Here is a 23076-nt window from a genome sequence, read left to right as displayed (position 1 = left end):
ACAAGATGTGCCCCGGGGAATGTTAGAGTGACTCGTTCAACCAGCTTTCAAAAGGTGCTTTAGGAACCGCACCGTTCAGCATGTCAATCACTTCACCATTTTTAAAGATCATGATGGTAGGGATGCTGCGAATGCGAAAACGGGCGCTTAACTCACGTTCCGCTTCGGTGTTCACCTTCACAAAACGCATTTTACCGCTACGTTCCTCCGCCACGTCTTCAAATACCGGCGCGAAGTTACGGCACGGACCACACCACGGTGCCCAAAAATCGACAACCACCGGGAGATCGTCTTTGAGGAGTTTGTCCAGCGTAGCACCCGTCGCGTTAATGACATCGCCATCAAACAGTTCGTGACCACAGCGTCCGCATTTAGCGGCATCGTCAATACGATCGTCCGGAATGCGATTCAGGGCCTGACAGTTGGCACATACGGTATTCATAACTAACCTCTGATACAGCGGCAGAATGCCGAGAATGTTTCTTATATGTTACATATTATCAATGAGCCTGTTTGAAACGACAATGCGTTTTATTCAATGAGAACAATAGTCACAGGCTTTTGTACGAAATTATGGCTATGAGCTTGCACATCGGGTAATCTGCGCGCTTCGCGCAGCGCTGGTGGAGAAAAGCATGAACGACGAAATGAAAAACAAAAGCGGCAAGGTCAAAGTGATGTATGTCCGCAGTGATGATGACTCAGATAAACGCACCCAAAATCCGCGTACCGGAAAAGGGGGCGGGCGTCCGGCGTCTTCTCGTGCAGACGGTGGCCGTCGCCCCGCCCGCGATGACAGAAATAACCGCGGCGATGACCGCAAACGTGACGATCGCAAACGCGATGACCGTCCACGCAGCGATCGTCCACGTAATGACCGCCCTCGCGACGATCGTCCGCGTGATGACTATTCGCGTGATAATGCCTCACCGTGGCGTACCGTGTCGCGCGCACCTGGCGAAGAGACGCCAGAGAAAGCCGATCACGGCGGGATCAGCGGCAAAAGCTTTATCGATCCGGAAGTTCTGCGCCGCCAGCGTGCAGAAGAGACCCGTGTCTACGGCGAAAACGCCTGTCAGGCCCTGTTCCAGAGCCGCCCTGAGTGCATCGTCCGCGCCTGGTTCATCCAGAGCGTGACCCCACGCTTCAAAGAAGCGTTACGCTGGATGGCGGCAAACCGTAAGGCCTACCATGTGGTGGATGATGCCGAGCTGACGAAAGCATCCGGTACGGAACACCACGGCGGCGTCTGCTTCCTGATCAAAAAACGTAACGGTACTACCGTGCAGCAGTGGGTTAGCCAGGCTGAAGCGGATGACTGCGTGCTGGCGCTGGAAGATGTGGGCAACCCGCACAACCTGGGCGCGATGATGCGCAGCTGCGCGCACTTCGGCGTGAAGGGTGTTTTGCTGCAGGATGCTGCCCTGCTGGAATCCGGCGCGGCGATCCGTACCGCAGAAGGCGGAGCGGAACACGTTCAGCCGATCACCGGCGACAGCGTTCTGGACGCAATTGAGCAGTTCCGCAAAGCGGGCTACTCCATCGTGACCACTTCCAGCCATGCCGCTACGCCGCTGTTTAAAGCAACGCTGCCGCGTAAAATGGTGCTGGTGTTAGGTCAGGAGCGTGATGGCCTGTCTGATGCAGCGCTGTCCAGCGCCGATCTCAGTGTCTCCATCGACGGTACGGGTAATGTTGAAAGCCTCAACGTGTCCGTCGCGACCGGCGTATTGCTAGCCGAATGGTGGCGTCAGAATAAGGCATAAGCCTCTTATGTGCCGGGCCTGACCCGGCACATTTAATGTTTATTCACCCTCAGCCGGCAACACAGGCATCCAGTCAATCGGCGTTTCGCCACGTTTCTCCAGCCATTCATTCGCCAGAACAAAGTGATTACTGCCAAAGAAACCGCGATGGGCAGAGAGCGGTGACGGGTGCGGCGCTTTAAGAACGTGATGACGCTGCCTGTCGATGATCACCCCTTTCTTCTGCGCATGCGATCCCCAGAGTAAAAATACGACCCCTTCGCGATGCTCGTTAATCAGGCTTATCACCTTATCCGTAAAGGTTTCCCACCCCAGGCTGGCATGGGAATGCGCCTGCCCGGCACGCACCGTGAGCACGGTGTTCAACAGCAGTACGCCCTGGCGCGCCCAGCTTTCCAGGTAGCCGTGATTTGGCCGGGTAAACCCGGGTACCGTCGCTTCGAGCTCTTTATACATATTCAACAGGGAAGGGGGTATGGCAACGCCAGGACGCACGGAAAACGCCAGGCCATGCGCCTGCCCTGGCCCATGGTAGGGGTCCTGACCCAGGATCACCACTTTGACGTCGCCCAGTTCGGTATAGCGAAACGCGTTGAAAACATCCTTTTGCGGCGGATAGATCGTCTGCCCCGCCTGCCGCTCTGCGGCAACCGTGCTGAGCGTATTGATAAAATAGGGCTGCTGTTTCTCTTCGGCCAGCACATCGTGCCACGTTAACGGGGTCGTCATCTCGCTCTCCTGCGAATTTTCATCTGTGCCTAGCTTAACTGCTAAATCCCGGTGAGCAAAATTTCGGGCCGGAAAATCACGCTAACCCTTTAAATTTTATTTGAAAGTCTATGCCATGGTTTGAAATGGTAAGGTTCAAAATTGATCTAAAACAATAAAATCAAACCACACTCTTTATGTGGTTGGTGTTTTTGTTGATTTAAATCAATAAATCTCACGGGGGTGAATGATATATATACACACAAGCAACAATGGTTTTACCAATTGGCCGCGTGAGGCCGACACCAGTTAATGTAGCCTAAGGGAGGCATCACATGATTACGGGTATCCAGATTACTAAAGCTGCAAATGACGACCTGCTGAACTCTTTCTGGCTGCTGGACAGCGAAAAAAATGAAGCACGCTGTGTAGTAGCAAAAGCCGGTTTTGCTGAAGATGAAATCGTTCCGGTGAACAAGCTGGGCGAAATCGAATACCGTGAAATTCCGATGGAAGTGCAACCGGAAGTGCGCGTGGAAGGCGGTCAGCACCTGAACGTCAACGTTCTGCGTCGCGAAACGCTGATGGATGCCGTTGAGCATCCGGAAAAATACCCACAGCTGACCATCCGTGTGTCTGGCTATGCGGTACGTTTCAACTCTCTGACGCCAGAACAGCAGCGCGACGTTATTGCACGTACCTTTACTGAAAGTCTGTAAGGGTCTCAGCCACGGGGGTGGCATAAAAAAGCCGGGGATTTCCCCGGCTTTTTTTTATTCTTCAGTTTTCGTCTCAGGCGCAGCTGAGCTTGGCTTGCGACGTTTACCAACGTTTTTGGTGTCGCGGTGGCGCTGCTTCACCCGCGGCTTCTCTTTTTCTTTCTCTTTTCTCTCGGCACGCTTCGCGAGCGCTTTTTTAGACGGTTTACCCGTCATTTTTTCACTCGGGGCACGCGTGGTTGGACGCAACCCGTCAATCACCCGCGATTTCAGCGGTTCGTCGACGTAGCGGCCAATTTTCTGCAGCAGCAGATGGTCGTGTGCTTCAACCAGAGAAATAGCAATACCTTTACGGCCCGCACGTCCGGTACGACCGATACGGTGCAGATAGGTATCACCGCTGCGCGGCATATCAAAGTTGATGACATGGCTGACATCCGGAATGTCGATCCCGCGCGCAGCGACGTCGGTGGCTACCAGCACGTTCACGCGGCCCTCGGTCAGGCGCTTAATCCCTTCGGTACGCTTAACCTGCGCCATCTCGCCTTCGAGATAACAGTTGTTGATCCCGGCGTTACGCAGGATCTCTGCCAGCTCATGCACACGCTCGCGTTTACGCACAAACACGATGGTACGGGTCGCATCTTCCTGCTTCAGCAGTTGCTTGAGCAGTTCAATTTTGTGCTCAAGATTATCCGCACGGTAATACCACTGGTGGATCTTTTTGCGCTCGCGCGTGGACGGTGTAGCAGACACTTCTACCGGATCTTCCAGCAGACGTTCTGCGAAATCTTTGATGGCGTCCCCTTCGAGGGTCGCAGAGAACAGCATCGTCTGGTTACGCCAGCGCGTTTCACCTGCAATGTGCTCGATATCCTGGGCAAAGCCCATGTCCAGCATGCGGTCGGCTTCGTCGAGGATCAGGGTTTCAACCGCGCGGCAGTCGAAGTTCTCTTCTTTAATGTATTGCAGCAGGCGGCCCGTCGTTGCAACGACGATGTCCTGGTTCTCGCTGAACACTTCGGCGTGGTTCATATACGCAACGCCGCCGGTGATCGTGGCAATGTCCAGATGGGTATTAGCCGCAAGCTCACGCGCGTGGTCGGCAACCTGCATCGCCAGTTCTCGGGTTGGCGTCAGGATCAAAATACGCGGTGGGCCAGATTTTTTACGCGGGAAATCGAGCAGGTGCTGCAACACAGGCAGCAAATAGGCTGCTGTTTTCCCCGTGCCGGTTGGCGCAGAACCGAGCACATCGCGGCCTTCAAGCGCAGGCGGAATGGCCGCGGCCTGAATGGCGGTCGGGCGTGTAAAGCCTTTACTCTCAAGTGCATTGAGCAGGCTTTCATCGAGTTCAAGTTCGGAAAAAGTCGTTACAGTCATGTTCTACCTCTGTGTGGGGCGCTGATTATAGACGTTACGGCTGTAATCTTCATCTGTTTGTATGGATATCGCTTTTCGGCCACATCGCTTTCCCCTATGCTACTCCAGTTTCGTTCAGAAGGTTGCCCCAACATGTCTCAACTCAAAGCGCAATTGCGCCGCGATGGTTTCACATTTAAACAGTTCTTTGTTGCTCACGACCGCTGCGCGATGAAAGTCGGCACTGATGCTATTTTACTGGGGGCCTGGGCACCCGTCGCCGAGGCGACGCGTATTCTGGATATCGGAACCGGGAGCGGGCTTCTGGCATTAATGCTGGCACAGCGTACCAAAAATCACGTCACGATTGATGCCGTCGAGCTGGACGCGCAGGCGGCAGGCCAGGCGAGTGAAAATGCAGCCGAATCACCCTGGGCGGAGCGCATTAACGTCAAGTGTGCTGATATACTTGCCTGGGCACCAGAGCAGACGGCGCGTTACGATCTTATCGTCAGCAACCCGCCCTATTTTGAACCCGGCGTGGAATGCGGTACACCGGAACGTGAACAGGCCCGCTACACCGGCTCGCTTGATCATAAGGCGCTGCTAACCAGTGCCGCAGAGCTGATCGCGGAAGAGGGTTTTTTCTGCGTTGTACTGCCGGAAAGTACCGGCAACACCTTTATTGAGATAGCGCAGCAGATAGGATGGAAACTCCGTTTGCGGACTGATATCTCCGATACCGAAGGGCGTTTGCCGCATCGCGTGCTGCTGGCGCTCTCCCCGAAAGAAGGGGAGTGCTTTACTGACCGGATGGTGATTCGCGGACCAGACCAGCGCTATTCCGAAGATTACACTGCCCTGACCCAGGCTTTTTATCTGTTTATGTGAGTATGTGGCGACAGGATCGACGGGCCGGATGTCGGTAAAGCATCAGGATAGTCCAGGGTATAGTGCAGGCCACGGCTCTCTTTACGCATCATCGCGCAGCGAACGATCAGCTCAGCCACCTGAACCAGGTTGCGCAGCTCCAGCAGATTATTGGATACGCGGAAGTTGGCGTAGTATTCATCTATCTCTTGTTGCAGCATCGTGATGCGGCGTAACGCACGTTCAAGGCGCTTAGTCGTTCGCACAATCCCCACGTAGTCCCACATGAAGAGTCTCAGCTCATGCCAGTTATGCTGGATGACGACCAGCTCATCCGGATTCTCCACCCGACTTTCGTCCCAGGCTGGCAAGTTCTCCGTCTGGCGGGCATACGGCATGCGTTTGGTGATATCTTCCGCAGCTGACCATCCATAGACCAGACACTCCAGTAGCGAGTTGGACGCCATCCGGTTAGCGCCATGCAGCCCGGTGTAACTCACCTCACCGATGGCATATAAGCCATCCACATCGGTACGCCCGTGATCGTCAACCATCACACCGCCACAGGTATAGTGGGCAGCGGGAACGACAGGAACCGGATCGCGGGTCAAATCTATACCCAGACCCCGCAGTTTTTCGTCGATTGTCGGAAAGTGGTGGCGAATAAATTCAGGCGGCTTATGGCTGATATCTAGATACATGCAATCGACGCCAAGGCGCTTCATTTCATGATCGATAGCACGGGCGACGATGTCGCGCGGGGCGAGTTCGCCTCTATCATCAAAGTCCGGCATAAAGCGCGAGCCGTCCGGGCGCTTCAGGTAAGCGCCTTCGCCGCGCAGGGCTTCCGTCAGCAGGAAGTTGCGCGCCTGGGGATGGTACAGGGCAGTAGGATGGAACTGATTAAATTCAAGATTCGCCACGCGGCATCCGGCCCGCCATGCCATCGCGATGCCATCGCCTGAAGAAATGTCCGGATTCGTCGTGTACTGATAGACCTTAGAAGCCCCGCCTGTTGCCAGCACAACCGCTTTGGCGCGGCAGGTTTCAACTTTCTCTTTATTACGATTCCATACCCAGGCACCGACCACGCGCCGCGTGCCGGGCAGGCCAATTTTATCGGAGATAATCAGATCCACTGCATTACTGCGCTCAAGGATCTGGATATTGGGATGGCTCAGGGCCTTACTCACCAGCGTGGTTTCGACCGCTTTACCGGTGGCATCGGCAGCATGAAGGATGCGGCGATGGCTGTGCCCACCCTCGCGGGTCAGATGATAGCTCTGTTCACCATTGGGTTGAACTTCGGTATCAAATAACACGCCCTGGTCTATCAGCCACTGCACGCAGTGTCGGGCGTTGCTTGCGACAAACTCAGCGGCGTGGGTGTCCACGATCCCGGCACCGGCAATCAGGGTATCTTCTACGTGGGAGGCGATGCTGTCGGTTTCATCAAACACGGCGGCGATGCCACCCTGTGCGTAGAAGGTCGATCCTTCGCTCATCGGCCCCTTACTGAGTACGATCACCCGCTGATGCTCGGCCAGACGCAGCGCAAGGGACAGTCCCGCAGCACCGCTGCCGATAATCAGTACATCACAATGGAGTTCTGGTGTAGTGTTCATGTTGTGTTGTTTAATTTACTAAACATGGTTAGGCCAGAATAGCACCCGATTGCGAGATATCGCACGTTTTTTTTAATCACTGTTACAATGGCTAAACGTGTGACAAGGCGTAAACGGGAGGTAAATGAACGAAAATATTTTGCGAAGCAGATCGTTAGCGTCAGATTATGTGATGAAATAAAACCCGTGTTGCGTTACTCTTCAGCGGTAAAGTGGCGCATTCTTGACAGAAAGTGCGTATGTATCGTGAACCGACTTATAATGAGAGAAAATGAACGGTCGACGACACGATGAACAAAAACAAAAGCGTGACGGAACTTATTGAAGAACAAACGCTCTAAGTCGGTGCTTGCTCAAAGTGCGATGTTTTAGAGTGGCGTTTCGATAACGCGTGGAATTTTGGTTTGGGGAGACATTACCTCGGATGAGCGAGCAGTTAACGGACCAGGTCCTGGTTGAACGGGTCCAGAAGGGAGATCAGAAAGCCTTTAACCTCCTGGTAGTGCGCTACCAGCATAAGGTGGCGAGTCTGGTATCCCGCTATGTACCCTCAGGTGACGTGCCTGATGTGGTGCAAGAGTCTTTTATTAAGGCCTATCGTGCGCTGGATTCGTTCCGGGGGGATAGTGCTTTTTATACCTGGCTGTACCGTATTGCGGTCAACACAGCCAAGAACTATCTGGTCGCTCAGGGCCGTCGTCCGCCTTCAAGTGATGTGGACGCAATCGACGCCGAAAATTTCGAAAGTGGCGGCGCATTGAAAGAAATTTCGAACCCTGAGAACTTAATGTTGTCAGAAGAACTGAGACAAATCGTTTTTCGCACAATCGAGTCACTCCCGGAAGATTTACGCATGGCTATTACTCTGCGGGAGCTTGATGGTCTGAGCTATGAAGAGATAGCCGCTATCATGGATTGTCCGGTTGGCACGGTACGCTCTCGTATTTTCCGTGCGCGAGAAGCTATTGATAATAAAGTTCAACCGCTTATCAGGCGTTGACGATAGCGGGATACTGGAAAAGGTATTAGGCATGCAGAAAGAAAAACTTTCCGCTTTAATGGATGGTGAAACGCTGGACAGTGAGTTGCTCAACGAGCTTTCTCACTCCTCCGAGATGCAACAGACCTGGGAGAGTTATCACCTCATCCGTGATGCGCTTCGCGGTGACACCAGCGAGGTTCTCCATTTCGATATCTCAGCCCGCGTGATGGCGGCCATTGAGAATGAGCCTGTCCATCAGACCACTCCGCTGATCCCTGAAGCGCAGCCAGCACCGCACCAGTGGCAAAAAATGCCGTTCTGGCACAAGGTGCGACCGTGGGCCAGTCAACTCACCCAAATGGGCGTGGCGGCTTGCGTATCGCTTGCAGTTATCGTTGGTGTCCAGCACTATAACACGCAGTCTGAAGCCAGCCAGCAGCCTGAAGCGCCAGTGTTTAATACGCTGCCGATGATGGGCAAAGCCAGCCCGGTAAGTCTGGGTGTTCCTGCAGATGCCTCCGCCAGCGGCGGACAGCAAGTGCAGGTTCAGGAGCAGCGTCGTCGCATTAATGCGATGTTGCAGGACTATGAGCTGCAGCGTCGACTGCACTCAGAGCAGCTTCAGTTTGAGCAGGCACAAACCCAGCAGGCCGCTGTGCAGGTGCCTGGAAACCAAACTTTAGGAACGCAATCGCAGTAATGAAGCAACTTTGGTTCGCCATGTCTCTGATGGCGGGTAGCCTGTTCTTCTCTGCCAACGCCTCGGCTGATGTTTCATCCGGGGCGTTGTTGCAGCAAATGAATCTGGCCAGCCAGTCACTCAACTATGAGTTGGCATTTATCAGCATCAATAAGCAGGGCGTCGAATCGTTACGTTATCGCCATGCACGTCTTGATAATCAGCCTCTCGCTCAGCTTTTACAGATGGATGGCCCACGGCGTGAAGTGGTTCAGCGGGGGAACGAAATCAGCTATTTCGAACCCGGGCTTGAGCCGTTTACCCTGAATGGCGACTATATCGTCGATTCTCTGCCGTCACTTATCTATACCGATTTTAAGCGACTTGCCCCTTACTATGATTTTATCTCAGTAGGACGCACGCGAATTGCTGACCGACTGTGTGAAGTGATCCGCGTGGTTGCTCGCGACGGTACGCGCTACAGCTATATCGTCTGGATAGATGCGGAAACCCACTTGCCGATGCGCGTTGACCTGCTCGATCGTGATGGTGAAACGCTGGAACAGTTCCGCGTGATCTCCTTTAGCGTTAACAGCCAGGTCGGAAACAGCATGCAGGACCTGGCCAAGGCCAGCCTGCCGCCGCTGCTTTCTGTCCCTGCGGGTGATTCCGTCAATTTCAGCTGGGTGCCTTCCTGGATCCCGCAAGGGTTTAGTGAAGTGTCCAGCAGCCGTCGTCAGTTGCCGACCATTGAAACGCCCGTTGAGTCACGACTCTACTCTGACGGTTTGTTCAGCTTCTCGGTAAACATTAACCGTGCCACGGCTAACAGTTCTGAACAGATGCTACGTACCGGCCGCCGGACGGTGAGCACGACGGTTCGTGAAAATGCTGAAATTACTATCGTCGGGGAATTGCCGCCGCAAACCGCGAAGCGCATTTCCGACAGCATCAAATTCAAGGCTACGCAATGATTAAAGAGTGGGCTACCGTCGTCTCATGGAAGGATGGCATCGCACTGGTTAGCTGTGATGTGAAAGCATCCTGCAACAGCTGCGCATCCAGAGCGGGTTGCGGAAGCCGGGTGCTGAATAAACTCGGCCCTCAAACCTCGCACACCCTCTCCGTGCCGAGTGAACAGCCTCTGATGGAAGGGCAGAAAGTCGAACTGGGAATTGCCGAAGGCAGCCTGCTGGGTTCCGCAATGCTGGTTTACCTTTCTCCGCTGGTGGGGCTGTTTGTCATGGGCGGTGTTTTCCAGATGCTTTTCGGTACCGATATTGCCGCCATGTGCGGGGCTGCATTGGGCGGTGTGGGCGGTTTCTGGCTTGCCAAAGGCATCTCGCCTAAGCTTGCCGCCCGCGAAGAGTGGCAGCCTGTTATTCTCAGCGTAGCGCTGGCGCCTGACCAGCTTCGTGTTGAAACGCTCTCTTCTGAGGCCCGGTAATCTGCCGGGCTTTATCATTATTTACATCCCAAAAAAGAAAATGCCGTTTCTTCGCGCTATGCTTGGCTCTAAGTGCATTTCCAGGTGACGGGGATGTAGTGTAGAATGCTGCGTTTTCGCACTGAAAAACGTCAGGCTAAGAACAGCGGCCTCCAGGAATTCGTAAGGCATAATTATTTAACTATATGAAGAACATACGTAACTTTTCGATCATTGCTCACATTGACCACGGTAAGTCGACGCTGTCTGACCGTATTATCCAGATTTGCGGTGGCCTGTCTGATCGTGAAATGGCAGCCCAGGTACTGGACTCCATGGACCTGGAACGCGAACGCGGTATCACCATTAAAGCGCAAAGCGTGACGCTCGACTATAAAGCGTCTGATGGTGAAACCTATCAACTTAACTTTATCGACACCCCGGGCCACGTTGACTTCTCTTATGAAGTTTCCCGCTCGCTGGCGGCTTGTGAAGGTGCGCTGCTGGTGGTCGATGCCGGGCAGGGCGTAGAAGCCCAGACGCTGGCAAACTGCTACACCGCGATGGAGATGGATCTGGAGGTTGTGCCGGTCCTGAACAAAATCGACCTGCCGGCAGCCGATCCTGAGCGCGTGGCAGAAGAGATTGAAGATATCGTTGGTATCGATGCCACCGATGCCGTGCGCTGCTCGGCGAAAACCGGCGTGGGCGTTCCTGATGTGCTTGAACGTCTGGTACGCGATATTCCGGCCCCTGAAGGCGATCCGGATGCCCCTCTGCAGGCGCTGATCATCGACTCCTGGTTTGATAACTATCTCGGCGTCGTCTCGCTGGTGCGTATTAAAAACGGCACCATGCGTAAAGGCGATAAAATCAAGGTTATCAGTACCGGCCAGGTCTATAACGCCGACCGTCTGGGGATCTTCACGCCAAAACAGGTTGACCGTACCGAGCTGAAATGCGGCGAGGTTGGCTGGCTGGTTTGCGCCATCAAAGACATCCTCGGTGCGCCAGTGGGCGATACCCTGACGGGCGCACGTAACCCGGCGGACAAAGCGTTGCCTGGTTTCAAAAAGGTGAAGCCGCAGGTTTACGCGGGTCTGTTCCCGGTCAGCTCTGACGACTATGAAAACTTCCGCGACGCGCTCGGCAAACTGAGCCTCAACGATGCCTCCCTGTTCTACGAGCCAGAAAGCTCAACCGCGCTGGGCTTCGGCTTCCGCTGTGGCTTCCTTGGCCTGCTGCACATGGAGATCATCCAGGAACGTCTGGAGCGTGAATACGATCTGGATCTGATCACCACCGCCCCGACGGTAGTGTACGAAGTTGAAACGACGTCGAAAGAAGTTATCTATGTCGACAGCCCGTCCAAGCTTCCGCCGCTGAACAACATTCATGAACTGCGCGAGCCTATCGCAGAGTGTCACATGCTGCTGCCACAGGAGTTCCTGGGCAACGTGATCACCCTGTGCATCGAGAAGCGTGGCGTGCAAACCAACATGGTTTACCACGGTAACCAGGTGGCGCTGACCTATGAAATTCCAATGGCGGAAGTGGTGCTCGACTTCTTCGACCGTCTGAAGTCTACCTCCCGTGGCTATGCGTCGCTGGATTACAACTTCAAACGCTTCCAGGCCTCCAATATGGTCCGTGTTGACGTGCTGATCAACGGCGAGCGTGTCGACGCCCTGGCGCTGATCACCCATAACGACAACGCGCCGTATCGTGGACGTGAACTGGTCGAGAAGATGAAAGAGCTGATCCCGCGTCAGCAGTTCGACATCGCGATTCAGGCGGCCATCGGTAACCACATTATCGCCCGTTCTACCGTGAAGCAGCTGCGTAAAAACGTCCTGGCGAAATGCTATGGCGGCGACGTCAGCCGTAAGAAAAAGCTGTTGCAGAAACAGAAAGACGGTAAGAAGCGTATGAAGCAGGTCGGTAACGTTGAGCTGCCGCAGGAAGCATTCCTTGCCATCCTTCACGTTGGTAAAGACGGCAAATAACCCTAAGGAGTTGGCATGGCGAACATGTTTGCCCTGATTCTGGTCATCGCGACCCTGGTGACAGGTCTGTTGTGGTGTCTGGATAAGTTTATTTTCGCCCCAAAACGCCGTGAACGTCAGGCTGCCGCGCAGGCAGCCACTGGCGATCAGCTGGACGCGAAGACCCTGAAAAAAGTCGGCCCAAAACCGGGCTGGCTGGAAACAGGGGCCTCGGTCTTCCCGGTGCTGGCGATTGTGCTGGTGGTTCGTTCGTTCATTTACGAGCCGTTCCAGATCCCGTCAGGCTCAATGATGCCTACGCTGCTGATTGGTGATTTCATTCTGGTCGAGAAGTTTGCCTACGGAATTAAAGATCCTATCTACCAGAAAACACTTATTGAGACCGGCCACCCGAAACGGGGCGACATCGTGGTCTTTAAATATCCGGAAGATCCGCGCCTGGACTACATCAAGCGCGCTGTCGGCCTGCCGGGTGATAAAGTGACCTACGATCCGGTTGCGAAAGAAGTGACCGTGCAGCCAGGCTGCAGCTCCGGTACCGCATGTGAAAATGCGCTGCCAATCACTTACTCCAATGTGGAGCCAAGCGATTTTGTGCAGACGTTTGCCCGTCGTAACGGCGGCGAAGCGACCAGCGGTTTCTTCCAGGTACCGAAGGGCGAAACCAAAGAAAATGGCATTCGTCTGGTCGAGCGTAAAGAGACGCTGGGCGACGTAACGCACCGCATTCTGACCGTGCCAATCGCGCAGGATCAGGTGGGGATGTATTACCGTCAGCCAGGCCAGCAGCTGGCAACCTGGATCGTTCCACCGGGGCACTACTTCATGATGGGTGATAACCGCGATAACTCTGCGGACAGCCGTTACTGGGGCTTTGTGCCGGAAGCGAATCTGGTCGGTAAAGCTACCGCCATCTGGATGAGTTTTGAGAAACAGGAAGGGGAATGGCCAACCGGCGTTCGCCTGAATCGTATTGGCGGAATCCATTAATTCTCATTAAATGAACACGTAGCCGCGTTAATTCGCGGCTACGTGAATTATTTCCGCGATAAATCTCTATGAACTAACGACATCCCCTGTCGTTGTGTATAGAATATTCCCCCGAAGTTTAAGGTTGGCCCTGCAAGGGTGCCACGGCACACGAAACCGCGTTGGTCTTCTCAGGTCGGTTTCGTGTGCTGCATTTTTGACGCATTCATTTATTGGTATCGCATGAACCCCATCGTAATTAATCGGCTTCAACGGAAGCTGGGCTACACTTTTATTCATCAGGAGTTGTTGCAACAGGCATTAACCCACCGCAGTGCCAGCAGCAAACATAATGAGCGTCTTGAGTTTTTAGGCGACTCTATTTTAAGTTTTGTGATTGCTAATGCGCTTTACCATCGTTTCCCACGTGTGGACGAGGGTGATATGAGCCGCATGCGCGCCACGCTGGTGCGGGGTAACACTCTGGCGGAAATCGCACGCGAATTTGAGCTGGGTGAATGTCTGCGTCTGGGGCCGGGTGAACTGAAAAGCGGCGGCTTCCGTCGTGAGTCTATTCTCGCCGATACCGTCGAAGCATTGATTGGTGGCGTATTCCTGGACAGCGATATCCAGACCGTAGAAAAAATGATCCTTAACTGGTATCAAACCCGTCTGGATGAAATCAGTCCAGGCGATAAACAAAAAGATCCGAAAACGCGTCTGCAGGAATATCTGCAGGGTCGCCACCTTCCGCTGCCGTCCTATCTGGTTGTGCAGGTGCGTGGCGAAGCGCACGACCAAGAATTTACCATCCATTGCCAGGTCAGTGGCCTGAGTGAACCGGTGGTTGGCACAGGTTCTAGCCGTCGTAAGGCGGAACAGGCTGCCGCCGAACAGGCGTTAAAAATGCTGGAGCTGGAATGAGCGAAGAAAAAACCTATTGCGGATTTATTGCCATCGTCGGACGTCCGAACGTCGGCAAATCCACCCTGTTGAATAATCTGCTTGGACAGAAGATTTCAATCACCTCTCGCAAGGCGCAGACGACCCGTCACCGCATTGTGGGCATCCATACTGAAGGCGCGTATCAGGCGATTTACGTCGATACCCCGGGCCTGCATATGGAAGAGAAACGCGCCATCAACCGCCTGATGAACAAGGCGGCAAGCAGCTCGATTGGCGATGTTGAACTGGTGATTTTCGTGGTCGAAGGTACTCGTTGGACGCCGGACGACGAAATGGTGCTCAACAAGCTGCGTGATGGTAAAACGCCGGTGATCCTTGCCGTCAATAAAGTTGACAACGTGCAGGAAAAAGCCGACCTGCTGCCGCACCTGCAGTGGCTGGGCAGCCAGATGAACTTCCTCGATATCGTACCGCTGTCTGCAGAGACCGGTCTGAACGTCGATACCATCGCGGGCATCGTGCGTAAACATCTGCCGGAAGCGATCCATCACTTTCCGGAAGATTACATTACCGATCGCTCACAGCGCTTTATGGCCTCTGAAATCATCCGCGAAAAGCTGATGCGTTTCCTGGGGGCGGAACTGCCTTACTCGGTGACCGTGGAGATCGAACGTTTCCAGACCAACGAGCGTGGCGGCTATGACATCAACGGCCTGATCCTCGTTGAGCGTGAAGGGCAGAAGAAGATGGTTATTGGCAACAAAGGGGCCAAGATCAAAACCATCGGCATTGAAGCCCGTAAGGACATGATGGAGATGTTTGAAGCGCCGGTTCACCTGGAACTGTGGGTGAAAGTGAAATCTGGCTGGGCCGATGATGAGCGCGCGCTGCGCAGCCTCGGTTACGGCGAAGACCAGTAACGCAAGACGACGAACAGTATGGAAGGTTGGCAGCGTGCCTTCGTTCTCCATAGTCGTCCCTGGAGCGAAACCAGCCTGATGCTGGACGTCTTCACGGAAGAGTCGGGTCGCGTGCGCCTTGTGGCTAAAGGCGCACGTTCCAAACGTTCTAACCTGAAAGGTGCCTTACAGCCTTTCACGCCGCTGCTGGTCCGCTTTGGCGGGCGCGGTGAAGTCAAAACCCTGCGCAGTGCCGAAGCCGTCTCTCTGGCGCTTCCCCTTTCTGGTATCACGCTATACAGCGGTCTGTATGTCAACGAGCTTATCTCGCGCGTTCTTGAACATGAGACTCGCTTCTCTGAACTTTTCTTTGATTACCTGCACTGTATCCAGGCCTTAGCTGGCGCAACCGGCACGCCGGAACCTGCGCTGCGCCGTTTTGAGCTGGCGCTGCTGGGGCATCTGGGTTACGGCGTCGATTTTCTGCATTGTGCGGGCAGTGGTGACGAGGTGGAAGACACCATGACCTACCGCTATCGCGAGGAAAAAGGCTTTATTGCCAGCATTGTGGTCGATAACAGTACCTTTACCGGGCGGCACCTGCGGGCGCTATATGAGCGGGAGTTCCCGGATGCGGATACCCTGCGTGCGGCAAAACGCTTTACCCGAATTGCACTCAAGCCGTATCTTGGTGGCAAGCCCTTAAAGAGCCGCGAATTATTCAGGCAGTTTTTGCCGAAACGTTAACGTTTTACCCCTCACCCCAGCCCTCTCCCGAAGGGTGAGGGGGAAAGGAAATGAACCAAAATACCGAGGATTGTCATGGCTGAATTACTGTTAGGCGTCAACATCGATCACATTGCCACGCTGCGTAATGCACGCGGGACGGCGTATCCCGATCCGGTTCAGGCGGCGTTTATCGCCGAACAGGCTGGCGCCGACGGTATTACCGTTCACCTGCGTGAAGATCGCCGCCACATCACCGACCGTGACGTGCGCATTCTGCGTCAAACGCTGGATACCCGCATGAATCTGGAGATGGCCGTCACCGAGGAGATGCTGGCGATTGCCTGCGAAACGAAGCCGCATTTCTGCTGCCTGGTGCCGGAAAAGCGTCAGGAAGTGACCACCGAAGGCGGTCTCGACGTGGCGGGCCAGCCTGAGAAAATGCGCGATGCCTGCAAACGTCTTGCAGATGCCGGTATTCTGGTTTCCCTGTTTATCGATGCCGATGACGCGCAGATCAAAGCGGCGGCTGATGCAGGCGCGCCGTATATCGAAATTCATACCGGCTGTTATGCCGATGCCAAAAACGATGCCGAGCAGGCGAAAGAGCTTGAGCGCATCGCGAAAGCCGCCACCTATGCGGCAAGCCTCGGCCTGAAGGTCAATGCCGGTCACGGGCTGACCTACCACAACGTAAAAGCCATCGCGGCGCTGCCGGAAATGCACGAGCTGAATATCGGACACGCCATTATTGGCCGTGCGGTGATGAGCGGCCTGAAAGACGCCGTGGCGGAAATGAAGCGCCTGATGCTGGAAGCACGCCAGTAATGGCCATTCTGGGCTTAGGCACCGATATCGTAGAAATCGCCCGCATAGAAGCGGTGATCGCCCGTAGCGGCGATCGCCTGGCAAGACGCGTGCTGAGCGACAACGAATGGGCCATCTGGGAAGCGCACCAGCAGCCGGTGCGTTTTCTGGCGAAGCGCTTTGCGGTGAAAGAGGCGGCGGCGAAAGCCTTCGGAACCGGCATTCGTAACGGGCTGGCGTTTAATCAGTTCGAAGTTTTCAATGATGAACTGGGGAAACCGCGCCTGCGCTTATGGGGCGAGGCGCAAAAGCTGGCGGAAAAACTCGGCGTAGCGCATATGCACGTCACGCTGGCCGATGAACGCCACTACGCCTGCGCCACGGTCATCATCGAAAGTTAAAGTTTGTCCGCGTGGTGCATCAGGACAAACTTGTCCCACAGTTGCTCTTCGCTCTCAGCGTGTGCCGGATCTTTAAGAATGGTATTGGGGATAGGGCACACCTTCTGACAGGTCGGCGTCTCGTAGTGGCCGATGCATTCGGTGCAGCGGTCGCTGTTAATCTCATAAATGCTCTCACCCATCGAAATGGCCTCGTTCGGGCATTCGGGTTCGCACATATCGCAATTGATGCATTTTTTGGTGATTAACAGCGCCATCGGGAAATTCTCAGAAACAACACAAACAGGGCGGGCATTATACGCTCATTCTCTGTTCAAACCAGTTTTTTTACCAGCGCCTCGCTGTGGCGGATCCGCTCCGGCGCATGCTCAAGATCCTGCTGTACGAGAGCCATAAACAGCAGATCCGTCAGCATCATCTGGGCGCTGGTGGAGGAGATGGCTGCGCTGCGCGTGGCCTGTTCTTCGGCGATGGTATACAGACAGCGTGTCGCACGCTGTTGCAGCGCGTTAGGGGTGAAACCGGTGATGGCCAAAATTTTGCCACCCACGCGCAGCGTTTCATCCGTCGCCATATTGATCTCCCGGCGTTCGCCGGAATAGGAGATCGCCAGCAGCACGTCTTCAGGATCCATTGCCTGTACCGTCGCCAGCAGGGCATGCATATCCTGCTCAACAATGGCGTTAAGACCGATTTTTGTCAGCTTCCAGCCAAAGTTACGCGCCACAAGCCCGGACGCGCCAATCCCGGTCAAAATAATGCGCCGTGCGTTACGCAGCATCGCGACGCTATCCAGCAACTTCTCTTCGGTGTTGACGTCGAGCGTCGCATGCATGGCCGCGACCTTCTCTTTAATCAGCTTTTCGCCCACCAGGCGCATCGGATCGTCGCCGCGGATCTGGTTATGCACCGGCATCGACTGCGGGTTCGGGTTACTGACCAGCGCTTCGCTGAGTGCCAGTTTCAGCGCCGGGAAGCCTTTAAAACCAATCTTCTGGGCAAATTTCACCACGCTGGACTGGCTTACCCCCGCCTCGCTCGCCAGCTGCTGCGAGCTAAGATGGCGCGCCCGATCGGGCTGGGACAGCAGAAAGTCCGCGAGCTTCTTATCGCTCTGGGCAAAGCCCGCGTAACGCTGGCGAATGCGAATTAAACAGTTCATACGATCTCCTGGCGAAAATGTGATTGCCTGCGCAAATACGGATTTTGCTCGCCTGAATGAATTTTATATTCCATTATAGTGTGATTATTATGAATTAAAAATTCTTGAGGTACAAAAGATGAATCTTGGCTCACTTGTTTCTGAAACGCGCAACCCGCAAACCATGGATCTGGATGCGCTCTCCACGCTGGAACTGGTTAACCGTTTTAATCAGCAGGATACGCTGGTCGCGCTGGCGGTGAAAGATACATTACCAGAGGTCGCGAAGGCGGTCGATGCGGCAGCGGCCGCGCTGAAAGCCGGTGGACGCATTATTTACATGGGCGCAGGCACCAGCGGACGTCTCGGCGTGCTGGACGCGTCTGAATGTCCACCGACCTTTGGTGTACCGCATGGCCTGGTGGTGGGGCTGATCGCCGGTGGTCCTGGCGCGCTGCTTAAGGCGGTAGAAGGGGCGGAAGACAGCAAACAGCTGGGCGAGGATGACCTGAAGGCGCTGAACCTGACCGCGCAGGATCTGGTGGTGGGCCTGGCGGCCTCGGGGCGTACACCGTACGTCATTGGCGGCCTCGAGTACGCCAGGCAGACCGGGTGCACCACGGTGGCTATCTCCTGCAACCCCGGCTCCCCGATTGCGCAGGTGGCAGATATCGCTATCTCGCCGGTCGTCGGGCCTGAAGCGCTTACCGGCTCCACGCGGCTGAAGTCCGGAACCGCACAAAAACTGGTACTGAATATGATCTCTACCGGCGCGATGGTGAAATTTGGCAAGGTTTACCAGAACCTGATGGTGGATATGAAGGCCACCAACGTGAAGCTGGTGGACAGAGCGTGTCGCATGGTGGTGGAAGCCACAGGGACAAGCCGCGAGGAGGCGGAAAAGGTACTCAAGCAGACGGACTACGACGTGAAACCGGCCATCCTGATGATATTAAGCGGGCTGGATGCAGCCGCCGCACGAGCCAGCCTTGAAAGGCATCAAGGCTTCCTGCGGGCGGCATTAGAAAACGAATAAGAGGCGTGTATGGAAAAAACAGCAGCGCTCGCCGGCGACATCCTGAAGGGAATCGGTGGGGAAAAAAATATACAGCGTCTGGAAAACTGCATGACGCGCGTGCGCGTCGAGGTGCATGACGATGAGCAGCTCGACATCGTGCGTCTTAAGCAGCTTCCTGGCGTCAGCGGCTACGTCAAGCAGGGGCAACAGCATCAGCTGATCGTCGGACCGGGCAAAGCGGCACAGGTGGTTGATGCCATGCGTGCGCAAATGGGCGGTGAGGCGACAGCGACAGTTAACGATGCCGAGCGTACCAAAGCGCAGGCGAAAGCCAAATACAAAGCCCCGATGAGCGATGCGCTGCGCCAACTGGCAAACGTCTTTATTCCCCTGATCCCGGCGTTTATTGCCTCCGGCTTAATCACGGGGATCATTAATATCCTCAAGCGTCCGGACATCGTGGGTGATTTCGCCACCCACTATCCGAACCTGCTGGGCATTCTGGGGATCTTCGGCAGCGCCGTGTTTGCCATCATGAGCATTCTGGTGGGGGTCAACACTGCGAAGGTGTTTGGCGGCTCGATGGCCATGGGCGGCGTGATGGCGGGCATTTTGTCCAGCCCGCAGCTGGCGCAGATCACGCTGTTTGGTGAGGCACTTCAGCCAGGCCGGGGCGGCGTCATTGCCGTGCTGCTGGTGGTCATCCTGATGTGCTGGATTGAGAAAAGACTGCGCGCCCTGCTGCCGGGCTCGCTTGAGCTTATCCTCAATCCGCTGCTGACGACGCTTATCGCAGGCGGAATCGCCATCGTTGCGCTGCAGCCGCTGGGGGGATGGATCTCCGAGGCGATTGCGCACGGTGCCTCTCTGGCTATCGATCGCGGCGGCTTGCTGGTCGGCGCGGTGTTGTCGGGGACGTTCCTGCCGCTGGTACTGACCGGTCTGCATCAGGGGCTGGTACCGATCCACGTCGAACTGGTACAGGCGCACGGGTATAACGCGTTGCTGCCAATTCTCTCTATGGCCGGGGTGGGTCAGGTGGGCGCGGCCCTCGCGGTACTGATGAAAACCCGCAATGCGCGGCTGAAAAAAGTGATTAAAGGCGCGATGCCAGTCGGATTACTCGGCATCGGTGAGCCATTAATTTTCGGCGTGACGCTGCCATTGGGTAAGCCCTTTCTTGCCGCCTGTCTGGGCGGTGCGGTAGGTGGGGCGCTGATTAGCTACTGGAAAGTGGCGACCGTGATTACCTTTGGGCTGTCGGGTTTACCGCTGGCATTAACGATCGTCACCGGAAAAGTCATGCTCTATCTGTTAGGCTATTTGGTAACGGTAATTGCAGGTTTCCTGTTTACCTGGCTATTAGGATTCAACGACCCAGAGGAGTAAGGTTTGGCAAATCACGAGCGTCGCGTTGTCTTTTTCGACCTGGACGGAACGCTGCACCAGCAGGATATGTTCGGCACGTTTATGCGCTACCTGCTGCGGCGTCAGCCTGTGAATGCGTTGCTCGTCTTACCGCTCTTACCCGTCATTGGCATTGCGCTGCTGGTGAAAGGCCGTGCCGCGCGATGGCCAATGAGCCTGCTGCTGTGGGGCTGCACGTTCGGCCACAGCGATGCGCGGCTTAAACAGCTCGAACAGGATTTTGTGCACTGGTTTCGCGGTCATGTGACCGCGTTTCCCGTAGTTCAGGAAAGGCTCACTCAGTATCTCGATGCCAATGACGCCGACATCTGGTTGATTACCGGCTCGCCGCAGCCGCTGGTTGAGCAGGTTTACGTTGATACCCCGTGGCTACCGCGCGTCAATCTCATCGCCACGCAGATCTCCAGAGGCTATGGTGGCTGGGTGCTCACCCTGCGCTGCCTCGGGCACGAAAAAGTCGTCCAGCTTGAAAAGCGCATCGGTACGCCGCTGCGTCTTTACAGCGGCTACAGCGACAGCAAACAGGACAACCCGCTTCTTTACTTTTGCCAGCACCGCTGGCGCGTCACGCCGTCAGGTGAACTCCAGCAACTCGAATAGTCTTCTTGAGAGCGGGTGTGTATAATGCCGCCCGCTTTTAGACAGGAGTATTAACCGTTGTCCAACCCTGAACGCGATCATGAATACTGGATGCGCCACGCGCTTACGCTGGCCCAACGTGCCTGGGAAGAGGGCGAAGTCCCCGTGGGGGCCGTGCTGGTCCATAATAATCAGGTCATTGGGGAAGGGTGGAATCGGCCAATTGGCCGCCACGATCCGACCGCGCACGCCGAGATTATGGCGTTACGTCAGGGGGGACTGGTGATGCAAAACTATCGCCTGCTTGATACCACGCTGTACGTTACGCTCGAGCCCTGTGTCATGTGCTCAGGGGCGATGGTCCACAGCCGCATCGGCACGCTGGTTTTTGGTGCCCGGGATGAAAAAACCGGGGCGGCAGGCTCGCTGATGGATGTTCTCGGTCACCCGGGGATGAACCACCAGGTGAAGATTATCGGTGGGGTACTTGCACCAGAATGTTCGGGTCTATTGAGTGACTTCTTTCGAATGCGTCGGCAGCAGAAAAAGCAGCAAAAGGCAGAATTGACGCGGTCGGACGATTAAGCTCGTCCGGCGCGACGATCGGGTAGCTTTGCGCCAGCTGCTGCGCTTCGGCAGCCTCTTTTTCTTTTTCCAGCAGATAACCCACCAGGCTTATCTGATATTTACGAATATTCTCCACATAGGCGTAGGCTTCATGCCCACGCGCGTAGCCGTAGGTCAGCTTGTTGTACCACGGCTTCTGGCTTAAGAGCGGCAAGCGCTGCTTAACGTCAGACCAGCTGTCCGGATTACCCTTCGTTTTCGCCGTCAGCGCACGGGCATCCAGCATGTGCGCGTACCCCATGTTATAGGCCGCCAGCGCAAACCAGATACGTTCCTCTTCCGGAACCGATTCAGGCACTTTCCCCATCATATCCTGCAGGTAGCGTGCACCACCGCTGATACTCTGCTCGGCATCGGTGCGGTCAGTCAGGCCAAGGCTCTGTGCCGTGTTTTTGGTCAGCATCATCAGGCCACGCACCCCGGTGGGGGAGGTCGCCTGCGTATCCCAGTGTGATTCCTGATACGAAATGGCCGCCAGTAATTTCCAGTCAATTTCCTGGGCATACTTCTCAAACAGCGGCTGCAGGTCAGGCAGAACGCTATCGACGGCGCGTAAGAAACTGCGGGTGTCGACATAATCGAAGTCATCACCGTGGCCGAGATATTTCTCTTCCAGGCGGGCCAGCGTACCGTCTTCATTGATGGTGTTGTAGAAATCCAGCATGGCCGCTGAGAGGGTCTGATCGTTATCAAGCTGGGTAAACCAGGTCACCGGCTGTTCGTCCGTGACGTCCAGCGCGACGGCGATTTCGGGGTGAACGCGCTGAAACAGGCTGATCGCCACCGAGTCGGCAATGGTGTACGGAATTTTTTTATCCTTCACCTGCTCCAGCAGCGCGTTGGTGCCGAGTTTAGGGTCAACCGTCCAGCTGAGATCCGGGTATTTCGTCTCTTTTAACGCGCGTAAATCGTCAATCACCACATGGCCAGGGGCGATGGTCAGTTGCTGCTCGCCAATCCCGGCAAGCGAGCGCGGGCGTAGGCTGCCGACGCGGTAGACCAGCTGTTGGGAAACGGAGTAGTAGGTCGGGCCTGGTTGATAGCTTTTGCTGCGCTCGCTGTTGTACACCAGTCCGGCGGCAAGTATGTCCGCCTCGTTATGATCGAGATCGTCAAACAGCTGGTTGATGTTCTGGCGCACGGTCACCTTCAGCTTCACGCCGAGGTAGTTGGCGAACTGCTGCGCCAGCTCATAGTCCAGGCCGATGGTTTTGCCGTTGATGTCGCTGTAGATAAGCGGCGAAGAAAGTGTACTGACGCGCAGTTCCCCCCGCTCCTGAATAGCGGCGATGCGGTTTTCGGCTTTACCGAACCAGGGGATTGAAGGCCAGAGGGCCACTGCCAGCAGCAACGTCACAATGCCGATGAGCAGATAATTAATCTTTAATTTTTTCAATTAGTTAATTCTCTGCGACGCCGGTTGCCTCAGTAT

General features: G+C 55.3%; 25 protein-coding genes. 18 read left to right on the top strand and 7 right to left on the bottom strand.

Features of this window, described 5'->3' with window-relative positions:
- Nucleotides 1–22: 22 nt before the first annotated feature.
- Nucleotides 23–442: a thioredoxin TrxC gene (gene trxC, locus QLG21_RS16230; protein ID WP_006176737.1), complete on the bottom strand. Its 420-nt coding sequence runs from the start codon at nt 440–442 to the stop codon at nt 23–25.
- 193 nt (nt 443–635) lie between these two features.
- Here trxC and QLG21_RS16225 point away from each other — a divergent pair, with 193 nt between their 5' ends.
- The gene (locus tag QLG21_RS16225) at nt 636–1766 is read left to right on the top strand and encodes a tRNA/rRNA methyltransferase (protein ID WP_042320444.1); all 1131 of its coding nucleotides are present in this window, start codon (nt 636–638) and stop codon (nt 1764–1766) included.
- Nucleotides 1767–1805: 39 nt separating this feature from the next.
- On the opposite strand, the gene ung is transcribed toward QLG21_RS16225, so the two are convergent.
- Nucleotides 1806–2495, bottom strand: a complete 690-nt coding sequence (gene ung, locus QLG21_RS16220) for a uracil-DNA glycosylase (RefSeq protein WP_282484792.1) — start codon at nt 2493–2495, stop codon at nt 1806–1808.
- A gap of 314 nt (nt 2496–2809) precedes the next feature.
- Between ung and grcA the strand changes: the two genes are divergently transcribed.
- Nucleotides 2810–3193, top strand: a complete 384-nt coding sequence (grcA, locus tag QLG21_RS16215) for an autonomous glycyl radical cofactor GrcA (RefSeq protein WP_006176733.1) — start codon at nt 2810–2812, stop codon at nt 3191–3193.
- A 54-nt stretch (nt 3194–3247) separates the two neighbouring features.
- On the opposite strand, the gene srmB is transcribed toward grcA, so the two are convergent.
- Nucleotides 3248–4576: an ATP-dependent RNA helicase SrmB gene (gene srmB, locus QLG21_RS16210; protein ID WP_137849521.1), complete on the bottom strand. Its 1329-nt coding sequence runs from the start codon at nt 4574–4576 to the stop codon at nt 3248–3250.
- A gap of 132 nt (nt 4577–4708) precedes the next feature.
- Here srmB and QLG21_RS16205 point away from each other — a divergent pair, with 132 nt between their 5' ends.
- A complete protein-coding gene (locus tag QLG21_RS16205) occupies nt 4709–5446 on the top strand; it encodes a tRNA1(Val) (adenine(37)-N6)-methyltransferase (protein ID WP_137849520.1) in 738 nt (245 codons plus the stop codon).
- Here the strand turns inward: QLG21_RS16205 and nadB are convergent.
- Nucleotides 5431–7050, bottom strand: a complete 1620-nt coding sequence (gene nadB / locus QLG21_RS16200; RefSeq protein ID WP_282484791.1) for an L-aspartate oxidase — start codon at nt 7048–7050, stop codon at nt 5431–5433. The two genes, QLG21_RS16205 and nadB, sit on opposite strands and share 16 nt — an antisense overlap.
- 424 nt (nt 7051–7474) lie before the next feature.
- Here nadB and rpoE point away from each other — a divergent pair, with 424 nt between their 5' ends.
- The 11 genes from rpoE to acpS all read left to right on the top strand — a co-directional run bounded on the left by rpoE (nt 7475) and on the right by acpS (nt 16851).
- Nucleotides 7475–8050 carry an RNA polymerase sigma factor RpoE gene (gene rpoE / locus QLG21_RS16195; RefSeq protein WP_006176728.1) on the top strand — a complete coding sequence of 192 codons (576 nt, stop codon included), beginning with the start codon at nt 7475–7477 and terminating at the stop codon, nt 8048–8050.
- A gap of 31 nt (nt 8051–8081) precedes the next feature.
- Complete coding sequence (rseA, locus tag QLG21_RS16190; protein ID WP_006176727.1) at nt 8082–8732, top strand: anti-sigma-E factor RseA; 651 nt, start codon at nt 8082–8084, stop codon at nt 8730–8732.
- Entirely contained in the window at nt 8732–9685 is a 954-nt protein-coding gene (rseB, locus tag QLG21_RS16185) for a sigma-E factor regulatory protein RseB (RefSeq protein WP_282484790.1), read from the top strand. Before rseA ends, rseB begins: the two co-directional genes overlap by 1 nt.
- Complete coding sequence (rseC, locus tag QLG21_RS16180) at nt 9682–10158, top strand: SoxR-reducing system protein RseC (RefSeq protein ID WP_282484789.1); 477 nt, start codon at nt 9682–9684, stop codon at nt 10156–10158. The genes rseB and rseC overlap by 4 nt, the downstream gene beginning before the upstream one ends.
- Nucleotides 10159–10343: 185 nt before the next feature.
- Nucleotides 10344–12143, top strand: a complete 1800-nt coding sequence (gene lepA / locus QLG21_RS16175; RefSeq protein WP_282484788.1) for a translation elongation factor 4 — start codon at nt 10344–10346, stop codon at nt 12141–12143.
- 15 nt (nt 12144–12158) lie between these two features.
- Nucleotides 12159–13133 carry a signal peptidase I gene (gene lepB / locus QLG21_RS16170; protein WP_006176723.1) on the top strand — a complete coding sequence of 325 codons (975 nt, stop codon included), beginning with the start codon at nt 12159–12161 and terminating at the stop codon, nt 13131–13133.
- Between the two features lie 222 nt (nt 13134–13355).
- On the top strand, nt 13356–14036 hold the full coding sequence (gene rnc, locus QLG21_RS16165; RefSeq protein WP_042320629.1) for a ribonuclease III: 681 nt from the start codon (nt 13356–13358) through the stop codon (nt 14034–14036).
- The gene (gene era / locus QLG21_RS16160) at nt 14033–14938 is read left to right on the top strand and encodes a GTPase Era (RefSeq protein WP_006176722.1); all 906 of its coding nucleotides are present in this window, start codon (nt 14033–14035) and stop codon (nt 14936–14938) included. The genes rnc and era overlap by 4 nt, the downstream gene beginning before the upstream one ends.
- A gap of 18 nt (nt 14939–14956) precedes the next feature.
- Nucleotides 14957–15664, top strand: a complete 708-nt coding sequence (gene recO / locus QLG21_RS16155) for a DNA repair protein RecO (protein ID WP_058610339.1) — start codon at nt 14957–14959, stop codon at nt 15662–15664.
- A 75-nt stretch (nt 15665–15739) separates the two neighbouring features.
- A complete protein-coding gene (pdxJ, locus tag QLG21_RS16150; protein ID WP_006176719.1) occupies nt 15740–16471 on the top strand; it encodes a pyridoxine 5'-phosphate synthase in 732 nt (243 codons plus the stop codon).
- Nucleotides 16471–16851: a holo-ACP synthase gene (gene acpS, locus QLG21_RS16145; protein WP_088207934.1), complete on the top strand. Its 381-nt coding sequence runs from the start codon at nt 16471–16473 to the stop codon at nt 16849–16851. The genes pdxJ and acpS overlap by 1 nt, the downstream gene beginning before the upstream one ends.
- On the opposite strand, the gene QLG21_RS16140 is transcribed toward acpS, so the two are convergent.
- Both QLG21_RS16140 and QLG21_RS16135 read right to left on the bottom strand, forming a co-directional pair.
- A complete protein-coding gene (locus QLG21_RS16140; protein ID WP_006176717.1) occupies nt 16848–17108 on the bottom strand; it encodes a YfhL family 4Fe-4S dicluster ferredoxin in 261 nt (86 codons plus the stop codon). The genes acpS and QLG21_RS16140 overlap by 4 nt on opposite strands.
- A gap of 56 nt (nt 17109–17164) precedes the next feature.
- Nucleotides 17165–18013, bottom strand: a complete 849-nt coding sequence (locus tag QLG21_RS16135; RefSeq protein WP_006176716.1) for a MurR/RpiR family transcriptional regulator — start codon at nt 18011–18013, stop codon at nt 17165–17167.
- A gap of 118 nt (nt 18014–18131) precedes the next feature.
- Between QLG21_RS16135 and murQ the strand changes: the two genes are divergently transcribed.
- The 4 genes from murQ to tadA are packed head-to-tail and all read left to right on the top strand — an operon-like array spanning nt 18132 to nt 21602.
- Nucleotides 18132–19028: an N-acetylmuramic acid 6-phosphate etherase gene (gene murQ, locus QLG21_RS16130; protein WP_282484787.1), complete on the top strand. Its 897-nt coding sequence runs from the start codon at nt 18132–18134 to the stop codon at nt 19026–19028.
- Nucleotides 19029–19037: 9 nt separating this feature from the next.
- Nucleotides 19038–20399: a PTS transporter subunit EIIC gene (locus QLG21_RS16125; protein WP_006176713.1), complete on the top strand. Its 1362-nt coding sequence runs from the start codon at nt 19038–19040 to the stop codon at nt 20397–20399.
- Between the two features lie 3 nt (nt 20400–20402).
- Nucleotides 20403–21038 carry a phosphatidylglycerophosphatase C gene (gene yfhb, locus QLG21_RS16120; protein WP_006176712.1) on the top strand — a complete coding sequence of 212 codons (636 nt, stop codon included), beginning with the start codon at nt 20403–20405 and terminating at the stop codon, nt 21036–21038.
- A 57-nt stretch (nt 21039–21095) separates the two neighbouring features.
- Complete coding sequence (gene tadA / locus QLG21_RS16115) at nt 21096–21602, top strand: tRNA adenosine(34) deaminase TadA (RefSeq protein WP_006176711.1); 507 nt, start codon at nt 21096–21098, stop codon at nt 21600–21602.
- Here tadA and mltF read toward each other — a convergent pair.
- Entirely contained in the window at nt 21490–23040 is a 1551-nt protein-coding gene (gene mltF / locus QLG21_RS16110) for a membrane-bound lytic murein transglycosylase MltF (RefSeq protein ID WP_058610321.1), read from the bottom strand. The genes tadA and mltF overlap by 113 nt on opposite strands.
- Nucleotides 23041–23076 lie beyond the last annotated feature (36 nt).

Source organism: Enterobacter sp. V87_3 (genome assembly GCF_029967835.1).
GTDB classification, from domain to species: domain Bacteria; phylum Pseudomonadota; class Gammaproteobacteria; order Enterobacterales; family Enterobacteriaceae; genus Enterobacter; species Enterobacter cancerogenus.
The sequence above is the reverse complement of the archived record's forward strand: the minus strand, read 5'-3'. Positions and strand labels throughout refer to the sequence as shown.

Coding starts and splice junctions, on each gene's coding strand:
- trxC (WP_006176737.1), bottom strand. CDS start 442: ATGAATACCGTATGTGCCAACTGTCAGGCCCTGAATCGCATTCCGGAC.
- QLG21_RS16225 (WP_042320444.1), top strand. CDS start 636: ATGAACGACGAAATGAAAAACAAAAGCGGCAAGGTCAAAGTGATGTAT.
- ung (WP_282484792.1), bottom strand. CDS start 2,495: ATGACGACCCCGTTAACGTGGCACGATGTGCTGGCCGAAGAGAAACAG.
- grcA (WP_006176733.1), top strand. CDS start 2,810: ATGATTACGGGTATCCAGATTACTAAAGCTGCAAATGACGACCTGCTG.
- srmB (WP_137849521.1), bottom strand. CDS start 4,576: ATGACTGTAACGACTTTTTCCGAACTTGAACTCGATGAAAGCCTGCTC.
- QLG21_RS16205 (WP_137849520.1), top strand. CDS start 4,709: ATGTCTCAACTCAAAGCGCAATTGCGCCGCGATGGTTTCACATTTAAA.
- nadB (WP_282484791.1), bottom strand. CDS start 7,050: ATGAACACTACACCAGAACTCCATTGTGATGTACTGATTATCGGCAGC.
- rpoE (WP_006176728.1), top strand. CDS start 7,475: ATGAGCGAGCAGTTAACGGACCAGGTCCTGGTTGAACGGGTCCAGAAG.
- rseA (WP_006176727.1), top strand. CDS start 8,082: ATGCAGAAAGAAAAACTTTCCGCTTTAATGGATGGTGAAACGCTGGAC.
- rseB (WP_282484790.1), top strand. CDS start 8,732: ATGAAGCAACTTTGGTTCGCCATGTCTCTGATGGCGGGTAGCCTGTTC.
- rseC (WP_282484789.1), top strand. CDS start 9,682: ATGATTAAAGAGTGGGCTACCGTCGTCTCATGGAAGGATGGCATCGCA.
- lepA (WP_282484788.1), top strand. CDS start 10,344: ATGAAGAACATACGTAACTTTTCGATCATTGCTCACATTGACCACGGT.
- lepB (WP_006176723.1), top strand. CDS start 12,159: ATGGCGAACATGTTTGCCCTGATTCTGGTCATCGCGACCCTGGTGACA.
- rnc (WP_042320629.1), top strand. CDS start 13,356: ATGAACCCCATCGTAATTAATCGGCTTCAACGGAAGCTGGGCTACACT.
- era (WP_006176722.1), top strand. CDS start 14,033: ATGAGCGAAGAAAAAACCTATTGCGGATTTATTGCCATCGTCGGACGT.
- recO (WP_058610339.1), top strand. CDS start 14,957: ATGGAAGGTTGGCAGCGTGCCTTCGTTCTCCATAGTCGTCCCTGGAGC.
- pdxJ (WP_006176719.1), top strand. CDS start 15,740: ATGGCTGAATTACTGTTAGGCGTCAACATCGATCACATTGCCACGCTG.
- acpS (WP_088207934.1), top strand. CDS start 16,471: ATGGCCATTCTGGGCTTAGGCACCGATATCGTAGAAATCGCCCGCATA.
- QLG21_RS16140 (WP_006176717.1), bottom strand. CDS start 17,108: ATGGCGCTGTTAATCACCAAAAAATGCATCAATTGCGATATGTGCGAA.
- QLG21_RS16135 (WP_006176716.1), bottom strand. CDS start 18,013: ATGAACTGTTTAATTCGCATTCGCCAGCGTTACGCGGGCTTTGCCCAG.
- murQ (WP_282484787.1), top strand. CDS start 18,132: ATGAATCTTGGCTCACTTGTTTCTGAAACGCGCAACCCGCAAACCATG.
- QLG21_RS16125 (WP_006176713.1), top strand. CDS start 19,038: ATGGAAAAAACAGCAGCGCTCGCCGGCGACATCCTGAAGGGAATCGGT.